Origin of the sequence: Clostridium sp. AM42-4 (genome assembly GCF_003480105.1) — a bacterium.
GTDB lineage: Bacteria > Bacillota > Clostridia > Lachnospirales > Lachnospiraceae > Brotaphodocola.
Genome location: NZ_QUIK01000026.1, coordinates 21,100 through 40,042, shown reverse-complemented (window position 1 = coordinate 40,042; position 18,943 = coordinate 21,100). Strand labels below are relative to the sequence as shown.

The 18,943-nt window shown below is 49.7% G+C and carries 21 protein-coding genes; all 21 read left to right on the top strand.

The window, feature by feature from the left end; genetic code table 11:
* The first annotated feature begins 1 nt into the window (after window position 1).
* Complete coding sequence (rsmI, locus tag DW922_RS15815) at window positions 2–871, top strand: 16S rRNA (cytidine(1402)-2'-O)-methyltransferase (protein ID WP_118727080.1); 870 nt, start codon at window positions 2–4, stop codon at window positions 869–871.
* 162 nt (window positions 872–1,033) lie between these two features.
* A complete protein-coding gene (locus DW922_RS15810) occupies window positions 1,034–1,372 on the top strand; it encodes a helix-turn-helix transcriptional regulator (protein ID WP_118721044.1) in 339 nt (112 codons plus the stop codon).
* Between the two features lie 179 nt (window positions 1,373–1,551).
* Window positions 1,552–2,517: a beta-ketoacyl-ACP synthase III gene (locus DW922_RS15805; protein ID WP_118727079.1), complete on the top strand. Its 966-nt coding sequence runs from the start codon at window positions 1,552–1,554 to the stop codon at window positions 2,515–2,517.
* A 75-nt stretch (window positions 2,518–2,592) separates the two neighbouring features.
* Window positions 2,593–2,826, top strand: a complete 234-nt coding sequence (acpP, locus tag DW922_RS15800; RefSeq protein ID WP_118533698.1) for an acyl carrier protein — start codon at window positions 2,593–2,595, stop codon at window positions 2,824–2,826.
* Window positions 2,827–2,869: 43 nt separating this feature from the next.
* The gene (gene fabK, locus DW922_RS15795) at window positions 2,870–3,796 is read left to right on the top strand and encodes an enoyl-[acyl-carrier-protein] reductase FabK (protein WP_118727078.1); all 927 of its coding nucleotides are present in this window, start codon (window positions 2,870–2,872) and stop codon (window positions 3,794–3,796) included.
* A gap of 45 nt (window positions 3,797–3,841) precedes the next feature.
* Window positions 3,842–4,765: an ACP S-malonyltransferase gene (gene fabD, locus DW922_RS15790; RefSeq protein ID WP_118727077.1), complete on the top strand. Its 924-nt coding sequence runs from the start codon at window positions 3,842–3,844 to the stop codon at window positions 4,763–4,765.
* Window positions 4,759–5,499 (top strand): 3-oxoacyl-[acyl-carrier-protein] reductase, encoded by a 741-nt coding sequence (gene fabG / locus DW922_RS15785; RefSeq protein WP_118727076.1) that lies wholly within the window; start codon window positions 4,759–4,761, stop codon window positions 5,497–5,499. The genes fabD and fabG overlap by 7 nt, the downstream gene beginning before the upstream one ends.
* Window positions 5,500–5,529: 30 nt before the next feature.
* Entirely contained in the window at window positions 5,530–6,768 is a 1,239-nt protein-coding gene (gene fabF / locus DW922_RS15780) for a beta-ketoacyl-ACP synthase II (protein WP_118721040.1), read from the top strand.
* Between the two features lie 18 nt (window positions 6,769–6,786).
* The gene (gene accB, locus DW922_RS15775; RefSeq protein ID WP_118544123.1) at window positions 6,787–7,296 is read left to right on the top strand and encodes an acetyl-CoA carboxylase biotin carboxyl carrier protein; all 510 of its coding nucleotides are present in this window, start codon (window positions 6,787–6,789) and stop codon (window positions 7,294–7,296) included.
* A gap of 10 nt (window positions 7,297–7,306) precedes the next feature.
* Window positions 7,307–7,735, top strand: coding sequence for a 3-hydroxyacyl-ACP dehydratase FabZ (fabZ, locus tag DW922_RS15770; protein ID WP_118544124.1), 429 nt, complete (start codon window positions 7,307–7,309; stop codon window positions 7,733–7,735).
* Between the two features lie 46 nt (window positions 7,736–7,781).
* Window positions 7,782–9,137, top strand: coding sequence for an acetyl-CoA carboxylase biotin carboxylase subunit (locus tag DW922_RS15765; RefSeq protein ID WP_118727075.1), 1,356 nt, complete (start codon window positions 7,782–7,784; stop codon window positions 9,135–9,137).
* A 74-nt stretch (window positions 9,138–9,211) separates the two neighbouring features.
* Window positions 9,212–10,933: an acetyl-CoA carboxylase carboxyltransferase subunit alpha gene (locus DW922_RS15760; protein ID WP_118727074.1), complete on the top strand. Its 1,722-nt coding sequence runs from the start codon at window positions 9,212–9,214 to the stop codon at window positions 10,931–10,933.
* Between the two features lie 11 nt (window positions 10,934–10,944).
* Window positions 10,945–12,048, top strand: coding sequence for a nitronate monooxygenase family protein (locus DW922_RS15755; protein WP_118727073.1), 1,104 nt, complete (start codon window positions 10,945–10,947; stop codon window positions 12,046–12,048).
* Between the two features lie 133 nt (window positions 12,049–12,181).
* Window positions 12,182–12,874, top strand: coding sequence for a nucleoside recognition domain-containing protein (locus DW922_RS15750; protein ID WP_347560329.1), 693 nt, complete (start codon window positions 12,182–12,184; stop codon window positions 12,872–12,874).
* The gene (locus DW922_RS15745; RefSeq protein WP_118721037.1) at window positions 12,871–13,386 is read left to right on the top strand and encodes a spore maturation protein; all 516 of its coding nucleotides are present in this window, start codon (window positions 12,871–12,873) and stop codon (window positions 13,384–13,386) included. The genes DW922_RS15750 and DW922_RS15745 overlap by 4 nt, the downstream gene beginning before the upstream one ends.
* A gap of 108 nt (window positions 13,387–13,494) precedes the next feature.
* Entirely contained in the window at window positions 13,495–13,935 is a 441-nt protein-coding gene (locus DW922_RS15740) for a MarR family transcriptional regulator (protein WP_243032266.1), read from the top strand.
* 24 nt (window positions 13,936–13,959) lie between these two features.
* Window positions 13,960–14,529 (top strand): GerMN domain-containing protein, encoded by a 570-nt coding sequence (locus DW922_RS15735; protein ID WP_118727072.1) that lies wholly within the window; start codon window positions 13,960–13,962, stop codon window positions 14,527–14,529.
* Complete coding sequence (locus DW922_RS15730; protein ID WP_118727071.1) at window positions 14,516–14,974, top strand: hypothetical protein; 459 nt, start codon at window positions 14,516–14,518, stop codon at window positions 14,972–14,974. The genes DW922_RS15735 and DW922_RS15730 overlap by 14 nt, the downstream gene beginning before the upstream one ends.
* Window positions 14,975–15,116: 142 nt before the next feature.
* Window positions 15,117–16,343, top strand: coding sequence for a sugar ABC transporter substrate-binding protein (locus DW922_RS15725; RefSeq protein WP_118727070.1), 1,227 nt, complete (start codon window positions 15,117–15,119; stop codon window positions 16,341–16,343).
* 101 nt (window positions 16,344–16,444) lie between these two features.
* Complete coding sequence (locus tag DW922_RS15720; protein ID WP_118721034.1) at window positions 16,445–17,416, top strand: ABC transporter permease; 972 nt, start codon at window positions 16,445–16,447, stop codon at window positions 17,414–17,416.
* Window positions 17,417–17,435: 19 nt separating this feature from the next.
* A complete protein-coding gene (locus DW922_RS15715; protein WP_118727069.1) occupies window positions 17,436–18,935 on the top strand; it encodes a sugar ABC transporter ATP-binding protein in 1,500 nt (499 codons plus the stop codon).
* The last annotated feature ends 8 nt before the right edge of the window (window positions 18,936–18,943 follow it).

Below are 18,943 nucleotides of genomic sequence, written 5' to 3'. Positions count from 1 at the left end.
TATGACGGAACAGGAAAAGGCAGCAGGTAAGTTATATCTTTGTGCAACTCCGATCGGAAATCTGGATGATATCACGCTGCGGGTATTAAATACCTTAAAAGAAGCTGATCTGATCGCGGCAGAAGATACCAGACACAGCATTAAGCTGCTGAATCATTTCGGGATCAAAACACCGATGACAAGCTATCATGAATATAACAAGATCGATAAGGCACGTTATCTGGTGGAGCAGATGCGCCAGGGCGTAAACATTGCGCTGGTGACGGATGCGGGGACCCCGGGAATTTCGGATCCTGGAGAGGAGCTGGTAAAGCAGTGCTATGAAGCTGGAATTGAGGTGACTTCCCTGCCCGGACCTGCAGCCTGCATTACAGCGCTGACGATATCCGGGCTGGCAACAAGAAGATTCTGCTTTGAGGCATTTCTTCCGGTCGATAAGAAGGAACGCCAGTGGATCCTGGAGGAATTAAAGACGGAAACCCGCACAATGATCGTATATGAGGCACCGCATCATCTGGTGCGTACACTTCAGGAGCTGTCGGACACACTGGGGTCAGACCGCCGTATTACGATCTGCCGCGAGCTGACTAAGAAGTATGAGGAGGCTTACCGGACTACCTTTGGCGAGGCGCTTGAACGCTATGAACATGAGGAGCCAAAAGGGGAGTGCGTGATCGTCATTGAAGGAAAGAGTATTGGACAGCTAAAGGCGGAGCAGCAGAAATCCTGGGAGGAGATGGAGCTTGCGGAGCATATGGAGCTTTATTTATCCCAGGGGATTGACCGGAAGGAAGCCATGAAGCTGGTGGCAAAGGACCGTGGGATCGCAAAGCGGGACGTATACCGTATGCTGACAGAACAAAAGGATTGATATTTGAAAGATATGCCGTAAATTCGTAGGAAAAGAACGGATTTACGGCAAAAAAATGCAATATATGTCAATTTTACGACCTACATTATCAAAATATTAAATCTATGGCATGTCTCTTAAATCCAATAAGATAGAGGTATTCAAAGGATAAGGAGATATGACATGGAGAACGAAAGGTTACTGCTGAAGATGGAAGAACTGATGAAGCAGAGAGGATACAGCCGTTACCGCCTTTCTCAGCTGAGCGGAATCAAGCAATCGACTCTGACAACTATGTTTAATAAGCGAAGCACGGTCAGCATCGACACTTTGACTAAGATCAGCAAGGCATTCGGAATGAAGTGCTCCGAATTTTTGAGCCTGGTGGAGGATGATCCGGAGAAGAATACCTCAAAAGATTTCCCGGTTTATGAATGGGAAGCATTAAACAAGGACCGGAAGCACGTTGTAGTCTTGATGATGCAGCTTTTAAGGGAAGACCAGCAGGAAACAACGGTGTAAGGTTTATAAGAGTTTTAAGGAAGAGTTTTGTCGGGAAATATTGCTTGACAAAACTCTTTTTATTCTATAATATATAAAACGTCAAAAAACTTTGAATATCAAAACATTTGAAAATAAAAGTAAATTTGAGGCTGTACATATCGCAGTGATACAAATTTCTAAAGGAAACAGGTACGAACATGACAGGCAGAATTATTGGAACCGGTTCTTATGTTCCGGAGCGTATTGTGACGAATGAGGAATTGGCAGGGGTTGTGGAGACCAGTGACGAGTGGATCGTCAGCCGTACGGGAATCCATGAGCGGCATATTGCTGAGACAGAGGGAACAAGTATTCTGGCATCCCGGGCAGCCAAACGTGCATTGGAAAATGCGAAGGTTGCGGCAGAAGAAATCGACTTTATCCTGCTTGCAACATCCTCACCGGACCACTGTTTCCCAAATGGAGCCTGCGAGGTGCAGGCAGCGATCGGCGCAGTTCATGCCATGGCTTTTGATATCAGTGCAGCCTGTTCTGGCTTTGAGATCGCTTTAAGCACGGCCCAGGCCTTTATCCAGGCAGGTGTTTACAAGACCGGACTGATCATCGGTGCAGATTGTTTGAGCAAGCTGACAGACTGGAGTGACCGGGCTACCTGTGTTTTATTTGGAGATGGAGCCGGAGCAGCAGTGATCCGTGCAGATGAGACAACCGGCATCATTCACAGTGTCATGGGATCAGACGGGGCGAGAGGAATGGTTCTTTCCTGTCTGGCCCGCAGCGAGGGAAATTTCCTGAATGGAAAGACACCGGAGCTTGGCTATATCTATATGGATGGCCAGGAGGTATTCAAATTTGCCGTCAAGAAGGTACCGGAGTGTATCCACCAGGTGCTTTCCGAGAGTGGGACGGCAATTGAGGACATCCGCTATTTTGTTCTTCACCAGGCGAATTACCGGATCTGTGAGGCTGTTGCAAAGCGGCTGAAGCAGCCACTTGATAAGGTGCCGATGAACATTGGCCGGTATGGCAATACGTCGGGTGCAACGGTACCGATCCTGCTGGACCAGTTAAACCGGGAAGGAAAATTAAACCGGGGAGACAAGCTGGTGCTGGCAGGCTTTGGAGGCGGTCTTACCTGGGGCGCAGTTTTGTTACAGTGGTAGTATGGAGTACGGACTCAAGATCCGGTTCCTTCAAATAATAAAAATAACAATTTCATATTAAAGGAGATTAAGATCATGTTAGAGAAGATGAAAGAAATCATTGCAGACCAGTTAAGCGTAGATGCAGACAGCATCACCGAGGCTTCTTCCTTCAAGGAGGATTTAGGTGCGGATTCCCTGGACCTGTTCGAGTTAGTAATGGCTCTGGAGGATGAGTACTCCGTAGAGATCCCGTCTGACGATCTGCAGAACCTGCTGACTGTTGGTGACGTGATGAATTACCTGAAGGAGAAAGGTGTAGAGGCGTAAGCCCTACACCCTTTTCTTTAAGAGAGTTAGTTGGAGGAATCAGATGAAAACGAGAATTACAGAGCTCTTGGGAATTGAGTATCCGATCATTCAGGGTGGCATGGCATGGGTGGCAGAGAGTCATCTGGCGGCTGCAGTATCTGCTGCCGGCGGTCTGGGACTGATCGGCGGGGCAAATGCACCGGCTGAGGTCATCCGCAATTATATCCGTGAGGTAAAGGCTGTAACAGACAAGCCGTTCGGTGTCAATGTGATGCTGATGAGCCCTTACGCAGATGAGGTAGCAAAGGTCGTTGTGGAGGAAGGCGTAAAGGTCGTTACGACCGGAGCCGGAAACCCGGAAAAATATATGGAGATGTGGAAGGCAGCAGGCGTGAAGGTCATCCCGGTTGTTGCATCCGTAGCTCTGGCAAAGAGAATGGAGCGCTACGGCGCAGATGCAGTTGTGGCAGAGGGCACAGAGTCCGGCGGACATATCGGCGAGGCAACCACCATGACACTGGTACCGCAGGTGGTAGACGCTGTTTCCATTCCGGTGATCGCAGCAGGCGGTATCGGCGATGGCAGAGGCATTGCAGCAGCATTCATGCTGGGTGCGGAGGCCGTGCAGATGGGAACCCGTTTTCTGGTAGCAAAAGAGTGTATTGTCCACCAGAACTATAAAGACCGCGTCTTAAAGGCAAAGGATATCGATTCTACCGTAACCGGACGCAGCCATGGACATCCGGTCCGCTGCCTGAGAAACCAGATGACCAGAGAGTATGTAAAGCTGGAAAACGAAGGAAAGAGCTTTGAGGAGCTGGAGTACCTGACACTTGGAACGCTGCGCAAGGCAGTCCAGGAGGGCGATGTAGCGCATGGAACCGTGATGGCAGGACAGATCGCAGGTATGGTTTCCAAGGAGCAGACCTGTAAGGAAATGATCGATGAGATGATGGCACAGGCAGAGGCACTTCTGGGCCGCAAATAAAGTAGGAATAAATTAAGTATTTGAACGCATAAAGGAGCAAGAGTGATGAGCAAGATCGCATTTATTTACCCGGGACAGGGCGCGCAGGTGTGCGGCATGGGACAGGATTTCTATGAGCAGACAAAGGCTGGAAAAGAGACCTTTGACCTGGCAAGCGAGATCCTGGGATTCTCCGTTCCGGAGCTTTGCTTTACGGAGAATGACCGTCTGGATATCACAGAGTATACCCAGGCAGCGATGGTAACCACCAGCATTGCCATGACAAAGGTGCTGGAAGAAAAGGGCGTGAAGCCGGATGTAACAGCAGGTCTTAGCCTGGGTGAATACTGTGCACTCTATGCTGCCGGCGTTATGAGCGAGAAGGATGCCATTGCAACGGTAAGACAGAGAGGCATCCTGATGCAGCAGGCAGTTCCGGCAGGACAGGGCGCTATGGCTGCTGTCTTGGCTATGGATGCCGCAGTCATCGAAGAAACCATTGCAGATATCGATGGCGTACAGATCGCAAATTATAACTGCCCGGGACAGATTGTAATTTCCGGAAAAAAAGAGGCAGTCGAAACTGCCTGTGAGAAGTTAAAGGAAGCAGGTGCAAAGCGCACGATCCTGTTAAACGTAAGCGGACCATTCCATTCCCGCATGCTGACCGGCGCCGGTGAGAAGCTTGGTGAGGTACTGGAAAACGTGGAGGTTCATACTCCGGTGATTCCGTATGTGGCGAATGTGACCGCGCAGTATGTAACAGATGCGGCGGAAGTAAAACCGCTTCTGACCAGACAGGTTTCTTCCTCTGTCAGATGGGAGCAGAGTGTGCGTACCATGTTGGCTGACGGAGTAGATACCTTTGTAGAGATCGGCCCGGGCAAGACCCTGAGCGGATTTATGAGAAAGATCGACAGAACCGTAAAGGTTCTTAATATAGAGAAGCTGGATGATGTGTCAAAAGTTGTGGAGGAACTTGGATGTTAACTGGAAAGATCGCAGTGGTGACCGGCGCAAGCCGTGGCATCGGAAAAGAAATCGCAAAGACTCTGGCAGCAAAGGGAGCAATCGTTGTTGTCAATTATAATGGATCTGCAGCAAAGGCAGAGGAGACTGTAAAAGAAATCGAGGCACTGGGCGGCAAGGCAGAGGCCCTGCAGTGTAATGTGTCTGAGTATGACAAGGCAGCAGAGATGATGGAGTATGTGGTGAAAACCTATGGCCGTGTAGACATTCTGGTCAATAATGCTGGCATTACCCGCGATAACCTGCTGATGAAGATGAGCGAGGAAGATTTTGACGCAGTCTTAAACACCAACTTAAAGGGTGCGTTCAACTGCATTAAGCATATTTCCCGCCAGATGTTAAAGCAGAAGAGCGGACATATCGTAAACATCTCATCGGTATCCGGTGTGATGGGAAATGCAGGCCAGGTAAACTACAGCGCATCCAAAGCTGGCGTGATCGGTATGACCAAGGCAGTGGCAAGGGAAATGGCAAGCAGAGGCATTACCTGCAACGCAGTCGCACCGGGATTTATCAAAACCGATATGACGGATGTGCTGTCAGATACCATTAAGGAAAACATCAATGCACAGATTCCGATGAAAAAATTCGGTGAGACAGAGGATGTAGCAAATCTGGTCGCATTTTTAGCATCCGATGCGGCAAAGTACATTACAGGCCAGGTCATCTGTGTCGACGGCGGAATGGCTATGTAATGTTGAAAGGAAGATAACAGGAGAATCGATATGAGCAGACGAGTAGTAGTAACCGGTATGGGTGCCATCACCCCGATCGGAAACAGTGTAGAAGAATTCTGGAACAGTTTAAAAGAAAAGAAAGTCGGCATTGGCCCGATTACTTATTTTGATACCACAGATTATAAGGCGAAGCTGGCAGCAGAGGTGAAGAATTTCGATCCGAAGCAGTACATGGACCCGAAGGCAGCCAAGAGAATGGAGCAGTTCTGCCAGTTTGCAGTTGCAGCAACCAGACAGGCAGTGGAGGATGCAGGACTTGATATGAGTCAGGAAGATCCGTTCCGCGTGGGCGTGAGCATCGGTTCCGGTATCGGAAGCCTGCAGTCCGTAGAGCGCGAGTACAAAAAGCTTCTGGACAAAGGCCCGGGCCGTGTGAACCCGCTCTTGGTTCCGCTGATGATCAGCAACATGGCAGCAGGAAATGTTTCCATTCAGTTTGGCATGAAGGGCAAGTGCATTAACGTGGTAACTGCATGTGCGACCGGTACCCACTCCATCGGTGAGGCATTCCGTACTATCCAGTATGGTGATGCAGACGTGATGGTAGCAGGCGGTGCAGAGGCAAGTATCACCCCGATCGGCGTAGCAGGCTTTACTGCCCTGACTGCATTAAATACAACCGAAGATCCGTCCCGCGCATCCATTCCGTTTGATGCAGAGCGCGGCGGCTTCATCATGGGCGAGGGTGCAGGTGTTGTTGTACTGGAGTCCTTAGAGCATGCACAGGCAAGAGGGGCAAAGATCTACGCAGAGCTGGCTGGCTATGGCGCAACCGGCGATGCATACCATATCACTTCCCCGGCTGAGGACGGAAGCGGTGCGGCAAAGGCTATGGAGATGGCGATTGCAGATGCCGGCATGAAGCCGGAGGATGTAGATTACATCAACGCACACGGCACCAGCACCCATCACAATGACTTATTTGAGACCAAGGCGATCAAGCTGGCATTAGGTGATCATGCTTACAAGACCAGGATCAATTCCACCAAGTCTATGATCGGACATCTTCTGGGCGCAGCAGGCGGTGTTGAGTTCATCACCTGTGTAAAATCTATTCAGGAAGGCTTTGTTCATGCAACTGCAGGACTTGAGAAGGATGATCCGGAGTGCGATCTGGACTACTGCAAGGGCGAGGGCGTACAGATGGATGTAAATTGTGCGATCTCCAATTCCCTGGGATTTGGCGGTCACAACGCAACCCTGCTGGTAAAAAAATTCGAGGCGTAAGTCTTTAGGAGGTAGACCATGACGATTGATGAGATCGTAACACTGATCCAGGCTGTTTCCGATAACGGCCTGACCAGTTTTGTATATGAAGAGGGTGACCAGAAGCTGGTCCTCAAGAAAAAGAAGAAGAAAAACGTGGCACAGGCTCCGGTTGCCCCGGTTGTGATCTCACAGCCGGCAGCCCCGATGATGGGTGCAATGCCGATGCCGCTTCCGGCGGCTCCTGCAGCCGCTCCTGAGGCAGCGGAAAAGCCTGCTGAGGAGAAGAAAGAAAGCACTTTAGACATTGGTTCTGATAAGGTTGTAACTTCTCCGCTGGTAGGAACCTTCTATTCTTCTGCTTCCCCGGAGGCAGAGGCATTTGTCAAAGAGGGGGATACCGTAAAGAAGGGACAGGTGCTTGGCATCATTGAGGCTATGAAGCTGATGAACGAGATCGAGAGCGAATATGACGGTGTGGTAGAGGCAGTTCTGGTAAACAACGAGGATGTTGTTGAGTACGGACAGCCGCTGTTCCGCATCCGGTAGGAGGAACATTATGAGACTGGGAATCAAAGAAATTCAGGAGATCATTCCGCATAGACATCCATTTTTACTGATTGATTTTATCGATGAGCTGGAGCCGGGCGTACGTGCGGTTGGATATAAATCCGTTACCTTTAACGAGCCGCAGTTTAATGGCCATTTTCCGGGACAGCCGGTTATGCCGGGCGTGCTGATGATCGAGGCTCTGGCACAGGTTGGTGCCGTAGCGATCTTAAGTCTTCCGGAGAATAAGGGCAAGACCGCATTCTTCGGTGCGATCAACAATGCGAAGTTTAAGCAGATGGTGCTGCCGGGCGACAGGTTAAAGCTGGAGTGTGAGATCATCAAGCGCAAAGGGCCGATCGGAGTCGGCAAGGCCGTTGCAACCAATGCAGAGGGCAAGGTAGCAGTATCCGCAGAGCTGACCTTTGCGATCCAGTAAGGATATTTAAGGCAGACAGTGACAGAAACAGAGTAGAGGTACGGGAATGTTTGATAAAATCTTAATCGCTAACCGCGGCGAGATTGCGGTGAGAATCATCCGGGCCTGCCGCGAGATGGGAATCAAGACCGTGGCAGTATACTCGGAAGCAGACCGCGACAGTCTGCATACACTTCTGGCAGATGAGGCCATCTGCATCGGACCGGCAGCATCCAGCCAGAGTTATTTGAATATGGAACGCATTCTGGCAGCGACGGTAGCGATGAAAGCAGAGGCCATCCATCCGGGCTTTGGTTTCCTTTCCGAGAATGCGCGGTTTGCAGAATTATGCCAGAAATGCAATATTGCGTTCATCGGACCGTCTGCAGAGATCATTAACAAGATGGGAAACAAATCTGCGGCAAGAAAGACCATGGTTGAGGCTGGTGTCCCGGTTGTCCCGGGAAGCAAAGAGCCGGTCTATACCGTGGAGGAAGCACTTAAAATGGCAAAAGAGATTGGTTTTCCAGTCATGATCAAGGCATCCTCCGGCGGCGGCGGGAAAGGCATGCGTGTGTCCTTGAGTGAGGAAGATTTCGAGGCGAACTTCCAGAATGCCCAGATGGAGTCTGTGAAGGGCTTCTCCGATGACACGATGTATCTGGAGCGTTTTGTGGAAAATCCACGTCATATTGAATTCCAGATTATGGCAGATAAGTACGGCAATGTGGTGCATTTAGGCGAGCGTGACTGTTCCATCCAGCGCCGCCACCAGAAGGTTCTGGAGGAATCCCCTTCGATCGCAATCTCTGAGGAGCTGCGCAAAAAGATGGGAGAAACTGCAGTCAGGGCAGCAAAAGCCGTTGGCTATGAGAATGCAGGAACCATTGAGTTTCTGCTGGATAAAAATAAAAATTTCTACTTTATGGAGATGAACACCCGAATCCAGGTTGAGCACCCGGTGACGGAGCTGGTCAGCGGTCTGGACCTGATCAAGGAGCAGATCCGTGTGGCAGCAGGAGAACCGTTAAGTGTGACGCAGGATGACATCCATATCCAGGGCCATGCGATCGAGTGCCGTATCAATGCAGAGAATCCGGCGAAGAATTTTATGCCGTGTCCGGGTAAGATTGCAAACATCCACATCCCGGGAGGAAACGGAGTTCGTGTGGACACGCACATTTACAACGATTATAAGGTTCCGGCCAACTACGATTCCATGCTGATGAAGCTGATCGTACATGGAAAAGATCGTGCCGAGGCCATTGCGAAGATGAGAAGCGCCCTGGGCGAGCTGATCATCGAGGGAATTGATACCAACCTGGATTTCCAGTTTGAGATCTTAAGCAATCCGGTTTACCAGGATGGACATAAGATCGATACGGGCTTCATCCCGGACCAGTTCCCGGAATACTGCAAATAATGTTTATGGGGCTGTCGTGAAGTGGTATATGACACTTTTGCGCCAGTCCCAACGCCTATTAAGGAGAATCATTTATGCTTAGAAATATGTTTAAAAAGACATATACCATGATCGATACGCACCACCGTAAGGGAAAAAGCGAGGAAGAGCCAAACATCCCGGAGGGACTCTGGAAAAAGTGTAACAAGTGCGGCCAGCCGATCTATGTGGAGGATGTTCGCAATAATCTGTATGTTTGCCCGAAATGCGGCGGATACTTCCGTGTGCATGCGTACCGCCGGATTGAGATGCTGCTTGATGAGGGAAGCTTTGAGGAGTGGAATAAGGAAATGGAGTTTTCCAATCCGCTGGATTTCCCGGGATATGAGAAGAAGGTAGCGGCAGCCCAAGAGAAGACCGGTCTGCAGGAAGCTATCGTAACCGGTAAGGGAACCATTAAAGGCTTTGAGACTGCCATTGGTGTCTGCGATGCGCGGTTTATCATGAGCAGCATGGGACATGTAGTCGGTGAGAAAATTACCCGCATGGTAGAGCGTGCGACAAAGGAAAAGCTTCCGGTCATTATCTTTGCCTGCTCCGGCGGCGCAAGAATGCAGGAAGGCATTGTATCCCTGATGCAGATGGCGAAGACCTCCGCAGCACTGGAAAAGCACCATGAGGCAGGCCAGCTTTTTGTCAGCGTACTGACAGACCCGACAACCGGTGGTGTGACAGCAAGCTTTGCGATGCTGGGCGATATCATTCTGGCAGAGCCGAATGCGCTGATCGGATTTGCAGGTCCGCGTGTCATTCAGCAGACGATCGGCCAGAAGCTGCCGGAGGGATTCCAGAGAGCAGAGTTTTTGCTGGAGCACGGCTTCGTTGATAAGATCGTGGACCGTGAAAACCAGCGCGATGTGCTGGCAGACATTCTGCGGATGCACAAAAAGACCGGGATGACCGTTCATCCACAGGAAGGGCAGAAAAAAGAAGCCGACTCTGTGGAAAACTATCTGGAAAAGCAGAAACAAAGTGGGAAAAATGCCTGGGATACTGTGCAGCTTTCTAGAAGTGCGGCACGTCCGGTCGCACTGGATTATATTCATGCGCTGTTTGATGATTTTATGGAATTTCACGGAGACCGGTATTTTGGGGATGACGGAGCAATCATCGGCGGAATTGCAACCTTTCGTGGCATGCCGGTAACGGTTATCGGGCAGCAGAAAGGACGTACCACCAAAGAAAACATCCACCGGAATTTCGGTATGCCGTCCCCGGATGGCTACCGGAAGGCACTGCGCCTGATGAAGCAGGCGGAAACCTTTGGCAGACCGGTCATCTGTTTTGTGGATACTCCGGGCGCATTCTGCGGGATTGAGGCAGAGGAGCGCGGACAGGGCGAGGCGATTGCCCGCAACCTGTTTGAGATGGCAGCACTGACGGTTCCGGTCCTTTCTATTGTGATCGGTGAAGGCGGAAGCGGCGGCGCACTGGCCATGGCGGTAGCCAACGAGGTCTGGATGCTGGAGAATGCGATCTATTCCATTCTTTCCCCGGAGGGCTTTGCGTCCATTCTTTGGAAGGACAGTAAGAAAGCGCCGGATGCGGCAAGGGTTATGAAAATCACGGCAGCTGACCTTTATGAGCGCGGTCTGATCGAGCATGTGATTCCGGAGCCGAAACCGGCTTCCATTGAGACCATGCCTCAGCTTGCAGAAGATATGAGACAGGGCATGACTGCATTTTTTGAACGTTACGATGGCAAGAGCAAAGAGGAGATCCGCGAGTCCCGTTACCAGAGATTCCGGAATATGTAAGAGGTAATATTATGAAAACATTAAAAATCGGTGATCTTACAGCAAAATATCCGATCATCCAGGGCGGTATGGGAGTTGGTATCAGCCTGCATTCCCTGGCAGGCGCAGTGGCAAAAGCCGGAGGGATCGGCATTATCTCCACTGCCCAGATCGGTTTTAAGGATCCGGAGTTTTTGAAAGCACCGATGGAAGCAAATCTGCGTGCCATTGGCGAAGAATTGAAAAAAGCACGGGAGATCGCGCCGAAAGGTATCATTGGATTTAATATTATGGTGGCAACCCGCAATTATGCCCAGTATGTGAAAGAAGCGGTAAAGGCAGGTGCAGACATCATTATTTCCGGCGCCGGACTTCCGGTTTCTTTGCCGGAGCTTGTGGAAGGGGCAAAGACGAAAATCGCGCCGATCGTTTCCACCGCAAAATCCGCACTGGTCATCTGCAAGATGTGGGACCGCAAGTACAAACGCATCCCGGATCTTCTGGTGATTGAGGGACCGTTGGCAGGCGGACATCTGGGATTTTCCAGAGAAGATTTGAGCCGCTACGGTGCGGATACAAACGATGTGCCGCACACCTATCATCAGGATCTGTATGATGCGGAGATCCGCGGCATCATGAAGGTGGTAAAACAGTTTGAGGAAAAATACCAGCAGCATATCCCGGTAGCCATCGCCGGCGGCATCTACACCCGCGAGGACGTAGAGCATGCCATGGAGCTTGGAGCTGATGCAGTTCAAGTGGCAACGCGCTTTGTCACGACTAAAGAGTGCGATGCACCGGAAAGCTACAAGCAGGCCTACATCGATGCGAAGGCAGAAGACATCGTGATCACCCAGAGTCCGGTCGGAATGCCGGGCCGTGCGATCGTTAATCCGTTCCTGGAGAAGATCACTGCCATGAAAGAGCGTGGGGAAAAGGCAAAGATCACGCATTGCTACCAGTGCCTGGAGCACTGTGATCCGGCCAACATCCCATACTGCATTACCAAAGCGCTGTCTAACGCAGCAGAGGGTGCGTTAAATGATGCTCTTTTATTCTGTGGCAGCAACGCATACCGTGCCGATAAGATCGAGACGGTCGAAGCTGTGGTGCAGGATTTGTTTGGGGGAGTATAAAAAAATGCTCCATGTATGACATAAATGAGATTGAAGTTCCATAGATTTAGAGCAAACGGTGCTGCGTTTCCGAAAGAGCAATTGCCAGGCAATATCAAGGTAGCAAAAAAGGAAACAGCAGTGTCATGACCATATGGGAAGTGAAAAGGCTTTGCTGAATTATCTCTGGGGCGGCATGCTCTTAGCCGGAATGCTGTGGGGCGCAATCAATGGAACATGGAATGAAGTGACCCAGGCTCTTCTGGACTCTGCAAAAGAATCCGTGAGTCTGGGTATTACTATGCTTGGGATCTTGTCGTTTTGGTGCGGCATTATGGAAATCGGAAGCCAATCTGGGCTCATTGGCTGGCTGGCGAAGCGCATGACACCGGTGTTGGACTTTCTGTTTCCGGAGCTTGAACGGCAGCATCCGGCCAGAGAGCCCATTGCAGTGAACATCATAGCCAATATGCTGGGACTTGGCATGGCTGCGACACCGGCCGGATTAAAGGCAATGCAGGAGATGGAAGCAGATATCCGGGATGAGGCACGGACTGTGACAGCTTCCATGTGTACATTCCTGATCTTAAATATTTCGTCGCTGCAGTTGATCCCGGTTACACTGATCGCGTACCGGAGCCAGTATGGATCAAAACAGCCAGAGGCTGTGCTTGGTCCTGCGCTTGCGGCAACGACGGTTTCTACATTGACTGCGGTAGCTTTCTGCAAGATCATGGATTTGAGAAACCGAAACAGGAGCAGGTGTAGAAAGAGAATGATGGAAAGCCGTAATCCTGAAAAAGGTGTTCCTGGTGCCGGAAATGTCAGAGAGGTGACACGTCCATGATCCTGTGGATTTCTAAGATTCTGCTTCCGTTTGTGATCAGCTATGTTGTAGCCTTTGGTCTGATCTCGCATCGTCCGGTATTCGATGATTTTCTGGACGGCGCAAAAAGCGGGATGAAAACCGTGGCAGAGATTTTGCCAACGCTGGTCGGACTCATGAGCGCAGTTGGTGTGGTGCGTGCTTCCGGACTTTTAGATGCCGTGACTGATGTTTGTGCCGGAGCAGCAGGACTGCTCCATATTCCGCAGGAACTGGTGCCCATTACTCTGGTGCGTCTGGTTTCCAACTCTGCGGCAACGGGACTTCTTCTGGATCTGTTCCGGCAGTATGGGCCTGACAGCCGGATTGGCATGGCGGCATCGGTACTAATGAGCAGCACAGAAACCGTGTTTTATTGCCTGAGCATTTACTTTGGAAGTGTGAAAGTGCGGCGGACTCGTTATACGGTGCCCGGGGCACTGATTGCGACAGCAGCAGGAATTGCTGCCAGTATCTGGATCACACAAAACTAAAACACAAATCTTTCACAATGTCGTAAGAAAAACGCGGTTGTCGAAAGAGGGCAAATCATGTATAATCAAGAGCGGAGTGACAGGCTTCGTGTGCAGTGAGGGAGAAAAGTGGATACTTACGCGACATTAAACGATGCCCTGGTGAAATTGTTCCGCGATGTCATGGACTTAGAGGAGAAGGCCATCATTACGGATGAATTCCAGGATATTACAAATAACGATATGCATGTGATTCAGGCAATCGGGATCGGAGAGCCCAAGAACATGTCTGCGATAGCGAAAGAGCTTTCTGTGACAGTGGGAACCCTGACCATAGCCATGAACAGTCTGGTAAAGAAAGGCTACGTGACCCGGGAACGAGGAAAGGAAGACCGGCGTGTAGTCTATATTTCGTTGTCTGAAAAAGGACGGAATGCATATCAGTACCACGAGAAGTTTCACCATGACATGATCGATGCAATCTTGCAGGATTTAACTTCTGCCGAGACTGAGAGTCTGGTCAGTGCCCTTGCCAAACTAAATCTGTGGTTCCGCGAGGCAAAAGGATAACATACACAAGGAGGCTTTATTATCATGAAGAAATTAGTCATGGGCTTACTGGGAGCCATGATGATCTTATCATTAGCAGCATGTACACCAACCACCGAGAAGAATAAGACCGGCGAGGTAAAGGAGCCGGAAACAGAAGCCGTAGAAACCACTGCGGATGCAGGTCCGGGTGTGGTAACCGGCAGACCGGTCGATCAGGATGCACCGGATCTTACCATGGTATCTGTATATAGTGTCAGTGAAGATGGCAGCAAGATCGAGGGCACCATGGATTCTGTAGAAACCCTGGATGCACAGAGCCTTACCGATCTTCTGATCCAGTATGGCGTGCTGGATGACGGTACCAAGGCAGTCAGCTTTACTACCGAAGAAAGTGTTGCCAGTACGGAAGCAGGACCGGGTGTCAGTGCAGATTCTACTGTGGCAGAAAAAGCAACCCTGGAGTTAAGCCAGTTCCCGTCTGAGAACCAGGAGAAGGTTCTGCAGGCAGTGGCAAACACCTTCTGCGAGAACATGAATGCAGAGACCATCACCATTAAGGCAGACGGCCAGACCCTGGCAGAGGGACTGAGCTTTGAGGATGCAGGAAAGTAATGAAAGAAAAGGCTATATAAAACAGAGACAGCTTGTTTCCAGAAAAGGAGACAGGCTGTTTTTTGTTTTCCATAGCAAATTACGTCTTATAAAAAATCCCACCGTTACGGTTGCAGTAGCGTTGGTAGTTTTGTTATTTTCTGGTATGGCAGTTGGATGTGGTTCATCTGGTTCAGGTGAGACGAAAGCAATTTCAAATGTCAGTTCTGGAGATTCTTCCTCGGAGGAAACAAAAGCAGAGGAACAATCGGACAAGATCGGATTTATCCCGATACCATACAGCTTTCAAAAACACTCAAAGTTGTATTTGAAAAGATGCAAGAACGTTAAGGAAATAGCGCATGTTTTGACAAAAATATACAAAAAATACGGGGAAATTGTGAAGGGAAATGATATAAGATGTACACTCTTGATAAAACGTGTCATTAGAAATGCCAATTTTTAGATAAAGTTACACAAGAAAAAATACAACTTCTGAGAAAAAATACCTTGTATTCTATTGCACATTTTGACAGGAAAACGTATAATGAAGCCATGAGAGTTGTTGAAAACAATCAAAAACTATAAAAATGTTGGGAGGAATCAAAATGAAGAAAGTCTTCAAAAAAGCAACAGCGACAGTGACAGCAGCAGCGATGCTGGCCAGCCTGACTGCATGCGGCGGCGGTGCTGCATCATCCAGTGCGACCACAGCAGCTCCGGCAGGTGAGTCTAAAGCAGAGGGCGGCGCTGAGACCACAGCGGCAGCAGCTACCTCCGGTATTGACAACAAGGACATCAAGATCGGTGTTTCCATCTGGTCTTCTACCGATGTTCTTGGTTCCCAGTGTAAGCTGATCCTGGATGAGGCGGCAAAGGCTTTAGGTGTACAGGTTCAGTATGTTGACCAGGGACATGTATCTGAGAAGGTTACCGCTTCTGTAGAGCAGCTTGCTGCAGCAGGATGCCAGGGCATCATTATCTGTAACTCTTCTGATACTGAGATGACTTCTGCAATCAAGACTGCAAATGACAATAAGGTTTATCTGGCACAGTTCTTCCGTGTAATCAGCAAGGACAACAGCGCAGATATCTACGACATGGCAACCCAGTCTCCGTACTACATCGGTGCAGTTCATGAGAACGAGCCGGAGAACGGCGAGAAGCTGGTTCAGATCCTTTTAGACAAGGGTGACAGAAACATCGGCCTGATCGGCTGGGAGCAGGGTGATGCTACCTGGTTAGGCAGATGGGAAGGTTACAAAGCAGGCGTTGAGAAATGGAATGCAGAGCATCCGGATGATCAGGCTAAGCTTTCTGAGCCGCAGTACGCAGGTACTTCTTCTGAGGGTGGTTCCAAAGCAGCAGAGGCTTTAATGTCTGCAGATCCTACTCTTGATGCACTGATCCCGGCAGGCGGCGGCGGTGATCCGCTTCAGGGTGCTATCGCAGCTGTTGAGCGTGCAGGCAAAGTTCAGGATATCGATATCGTTTCCACCGACTTCCTTCCGGACCTTGGCGAGAGACTTGAGAATGGTTCCATGGCTGGTCAGTCCGGCGGACATTACTGCGACCCGCTTATCGCTTTCATGATGGTTTACAACGCAATCAAGGGCAACTACAGCGGATTTGAAGGCAAGTTCGAGGATGTTCCGTTCCCGTACCTGTACGTATCTTCCGCAGATGACTACAAAGCTTACGAGCAGTACTTCGTAGATCAGCTTCCTTACACCGATGAGGAACTGGTTTCCATGTCTGAGCTGGATCTTGAGGGCCTGAAAGAGGCAGCAGCTAAGATCTCCATCGAAGACGCAGCAGCAAGAGCTGGTAAATAATTTACAAAAGATGATTTGGGCTGAGTAGCTTGAGACGGCCGGTATCGCGCGGCGATGCCGGCCGTCATGTCTTAGTATGAAATAAGAATGAGGTAAAGAATATGGGTACTTCTGTTGTTGACACACCCGGAAAGAAAAAACTTTCGGGAACTGCGAAGGGCTATTTGATCCTGTTTGGTCTGGTAGTGCTTTCCTGGCTGATCTTTAAGATCCTGACACCTAGCAACTTTGGTTCACCGGCTAACATGCTGAGCTATTTCCAGGCCAGCCTGATTGCCACAGTCGGTGCAGTTGGCTTCTATTTCGTCATGGTTATGGGAATGTTTGATTTCTCTATTGGTGCAAACATCATGCTTTCCGCAATCGTTGGCTGCGTGTTCGCATCAAGATTCGGAATGGGCTATGCCGGACTCATCATCGGAAGTATCGTGACCGGTTCCATCGTTGGTCTGTTGAACGGCGTTTTCTATGTTAAGCTTCACATTCCGTCTATGATCGTAACCACGGGTCTTGCGCTGATTTATGAGTCTGTTGCGAACTATATCGCAGGCGGTGTGGAGCAGACGCTTCCGTCTAACCTGCGTGCCTTTGGCCAGATGCCGGGCAACATTATCCTGGCAGTGTTAGCATGCGTGGTTGCGTACATCTTTTTAAATTACACCAAGATCGGTACATACACCTACGCGATCGGCAGCAACGAGTTTGTAGCCAAGAACATGGGTATCAATGTAGATAAATACAAGGTTCTGGCATTCATCTTAAGTGGCGCCTTCCTTGGCGTCATGGCAGTCCTGACCATCAGCTATGGTTCTTCCATGGTAGCAGTAACCGGAATGGCCTCCATGAGCCGTAACTTCGTTCCGACCATGGGCTGCTTCTTTGGACTGGCATTTAAGAAATACGGTATGCCGCTGCAGGCTATCGTGATCGGTGAGTTCGTAATCAATATCATCTTCTTCGGCTTTATCGCAATGGGTGCTCCGACCGCGATCCAGGACGTTATCACAGGTCTGGCTCTGCTGATCATCATCACCGTAACGACAAAAGTAACGAAGGGCGAGATCGTCAAGTAGATCATAGGGAGGAAATGCAATGAGCGAAGTAAGGTTAGAGGTAAAAAATCTTTGCAAGTCCTTCGGTATCACGAAGGCGGTTCAGAATGTTTCATTTAACGTAAACAAAGGCGAAGTACACGCGCTGATCGGTGAGAACGGTTCTGGTAAATCAACCCTGACCAACATGCTGACCGGTATCTACAGCATCGGAAGCGGTACCTTCGTACTGGATGGAAAAGAAATCCATCCGAAAAACCAGGTTGAGGCAAACAATGAGGGTGTCTCCATTATCGTGCAGGAGCTTGGTACCCTGTCTGGTCTGACGGTGGCAGAGAACATTTTCCTGGGTCATGAAGACCAGTTTGTACATATGGGCATTAAGAATACCAATGCCATGAACAAAAAGGCAACGGAGCTCTTAAAACAGTATGGTTTTGAGCGGATCAAGGCAGCAGACATCATCGATGAGTACAACTTCGAGGACCGTAAGCTGATCGAGATCGTAAAAGCAACCTATTTCAATCCGAAGATCGTAGTCATCGATGAGACAACCACCGCACTTTCCCAGGAGGGACGTGAAGAGCTTTACAAGCACATGAACCGGATCCGCGAGAGCGGCAATTCCATCATCTTCATTTCCCATGACCTTCCGGAGGTGTTGGACAAATCCGATACCATTACCATCATGCGTGATGGTGTCTACATCGATACCGTAAAGAGTAAAGATGTGACAGAGGATGACTTAAAGCGTCTGATGGTTGGCCGTGAGGTAACCGGTGACTATTACCGTTCCGATTACGGCGAGAAGGTTTCCGATGAAGTCGTTCTTTCGGTGAAAAATGTAACCGTTCCTGGCCTGATCCACGATGTAAGCTTCGACCTGCATAAGGGCGAGATCTTAGGCTTCGGCGGTCTGTCTGAGTCTGGTATGCATGAGATCGGTAAAGCAATCTTTGGTGCATCTTATGACCGCACCGGTACGGTAGAGCTCGCAGACGGTACCCAGATCAACGATATCCCGACTGCGATCAAGCACAGCATCGCTTACACATCCAAGGATCGTGATAACGAGTCTGTTGTACTGAACCAGAGTATCGGTGACAATATCTGCCTGCCGTCCCTGGACAGTCTGGCTGGCAAGTCCCATCTGTTAAGCGATAAGAAGTTAAAAGAGTTCGCAAACAAGTATGCAAAGCAGATGTCCGTTAAGATGGTCAATGTCGACCAGTTTGTATCCGATCTTTCCGGTGGTAATAAACAGAAGGTTGTTCTTGCAAGATGGATCGGTAAAGATTCCGATATCGTTGTGTTAGACAGCCCGACCCGAGGTATCGATATCAAGGTAAAACAGGATATCTACCAGTTAATGAACCAGATGAGAAAGAATGGAAAATCCATCATCATGATCTCCGAGGAGCTGATGGAGCTTATCGGTATGTGCGACCGCATCATGATCATGAAGGACGGAAAGACCAGCGGAGAGCTGGAGCGTAATGAGGCCCTCGATGAGAACAGCCTGATTACGATGATGGTATAAGGAGGCAG